The 2500-nt window shown below is 52.7% G+C and carries 2 rRNA genes (1 of these 2 cut by a window edge); both read left to right on the plus strand.

The window, feature by feature from the left end:
• Positions 1–37: 37 nt before the first annotated feature.
• Positions 38–1587: ribosomal RNA gene (locus NYE56_RS21270) — 16S ribosomal RNA — on the plus strand.
• Positions 1588–1757: 170 nt separating this feature from the next.
• Positions 1758–2500: ribosomal RNA gene (locus NYE56_RS21275) — 23S ribosomal RNA — on the plus strand; it runs 2184 nt beyond the window's last position.
• The 16S and 23S rRNA genes sit together here, the layout of an rRNA operon.

Below are 2500 nucleotides of genomic sequence, written 5' to 3' on the forward strand. Positions count from 1 at the left end.
AAATCGCACAGCGATGTGCGTAGTCAGTCAAACTACTTTATCGGAGAGTTTGATCCTGGCTCAGGACGAACGCTGGCGGCGTGCCTAATACATGCAAGTCGAGCGGACAGATGGGAGCTTGCTCCCTGATGTTAGCGGCGGACGGGTGAGTAACACGTGGGTAACCTGCCTGTAAGACTGGGATAACTCCGGGAAACCGGGGCTAATACCGGATGGTTGTTTGAACCGCATGGTTCAAACATAAAAGGTGGCTTCGGCTACCACTTACAGATGGACCCGCGGCGCATTAGCTAGTTGGTGAGGTAACGGCTCACCAAGGCAACGATGCGTAGCCGACCTGAGAGGGTGATCGGCCACACTGGGACTGAGACACGGCCCAGACTCCTACGGGAGGCAGCAGTAGGGAATCTTCCGCAATGGACGAAAGTCTGACGGAGCAACGCCGCGTGAGTGATGAAGGTTTTCGGATCGTAAAGCTCTGTTGTTAGGGAAGAACAAGTACCGTTCGAATAGGGCGGTACCTTGACGGTACCTAACCAGAAAGCCACGGCTAACTACGTGCCAGCAGCCGCGGTAATACGTAGGTGGCAAGCGTTGTCCGGAATTATTGGGCGTAAAGGGCTCGCAGGCGGTTTCTTAAGTCTGATGTGAAAGCCCCCGGCTCAACCGGGGAGGGTCATTGGAAACTGGGGAACTTGAGTGCAGAAGAGGAGAGTGGAATTCCACGTGTAGCGGTGAAATGCGTAGAGATGTGGAGGAACACCAGTGGCGAAGGCGACTCTCTGGTCTGTAACTGACGCTGAGGAGCGAAAGCGTGGGGAGCGAACAGGATTAGATACCCTGGTAGTCCACGCCGTAAACGATGAGTGCTAAGTGTTAGGGGGTTTCCGCCCCTTAGTGCTGCAGCTAACGCATTAAGCACTCCGCCTGGGGAGTACGGTCGCAAGACTGAAACTCAAAGGAATTGACGGGGGCCCGCACAAGCGGTGGAGCATGTGGTTTAATTCGAAGCAACGCGAAGAACCTTACCAGGTCTTGACATCCTCTGACAATCCTAGAGATAGGACGTCCCCTTCGGGGGCAGAGTGACAGGTGGTGCATGGTTGTCGTCAGCTCGTGTCGTGAGATGTTGGGTTAAGTCCCGCAACGAGCGCAACCCTTGATCTTAGTTGCCAGCATTCAGTTGGGCACTCTAAGGTGACTGCCGGTGACAAACCGGAGGAAGGTGGGGATGACGTCAAATCATCATGCCCCTTATGACCTGGGCTACACACGTGCTACAATGGACAGAACAAAGGGCAGCGAAACCGCGAGGTTAAGCCAATCCCACAAATCTGTTCTCAGTTCGGATCGCAGTCTGCAACTCGACTGCGTGAAGCTGGAATCGCTAGTAATCGCGGATCAGCATGCCGCGGTGAATACGTTCCCGGGCCTTGTACACACCGCCCGTCACACCACGAGAGTTTGTAACACCCGAAGTCGGTGAGGTAACCTTTTAGGAGCCAGCCGCCGAAGGTGGGACAGATGATTGGGGTGAAGTCGTAACAAGGTAGCCGTATCGGAAGGTGCGGCTGGATCACCTCCTTTCTAAGGATATTATACGGAATATAAGACCTTGGGTCTTATAAACAGAACGTTCCCTGTCTTGTTTAGTTTTGAAGGATCATTCCTTCGAAACGTGTTCTTTGAAAACTAGATAACAGTAGACATCACATTCAATTAGTAATACAAGATATCACATAGTGATTCTTTTTAACGGTTAAGTTAGAAAGGGCGCACGGTGGATGCCTTGGCACTAGGAGCCGATGAAGGACGGGACGAACACCGATATGCTTCGGGGAGCTGTAAGCAAGCTTTGATCCGGAGATTTCCGAATGGGGAAACCCACCACTCGTAATGGAGTGGTATCCATATCTGAATTCATAGGATATGAGAAGGCAGACCCGGGGAACTGAAACATCTAAGTACCCGGAGGAAGAGAAAGCAAATGCGATTCCCTGAGTAGCGGCGAGCGAAACGGGATTAGCCCAAACCAAGAGGCTTGCCTCTTGGGGTTGTAGGACACTCTGTACGGAGTTACAAAGGAACGAGGTAGATGAAGAGGTCTGGAAAGGCCCGCCATAGGAGGTAACAGCCCTGTAGTCAAAACTTCGTTCTCTCCTGAGTGGATCCTGAGTACGGCGGAACACGTGAAATTCCGTCGGAATCCGGGAGGACCATCTCCCAAGGCTAAATACTCCCTAGTGACCGATAGTGAACCAGTACCGTGAGGGAAAGGTGAAAAGCACCCCGGAAGGGGAGTGAAAGAGATCCTGAAACCGTGTGCCTACAAGTAGTCAGAGCCCGTTAACGGGTGATGGCGTGCCTTTTGTAGAATGAACCGGCGAGTTACGATCCCGTGCAAGGTTAAGCAGAAGATGCGGAGCCGCAGCGAAAGCGAGTCTGAATAGGGCGCATGAGTACGTGGTCGTAGACCCGAAACCAGGTGATCTACCCATGT

The organism is Bacillus sp. FSL R5-0603, from assembly GCF_038050295.1.
In the GTDB taxonomy this organism is placed as follows: domain Bacteria; phylum Bacillota; class Bacilli; order Bacillales; family Bacillaceae; genus Bacillus; species Bacillus subtilis.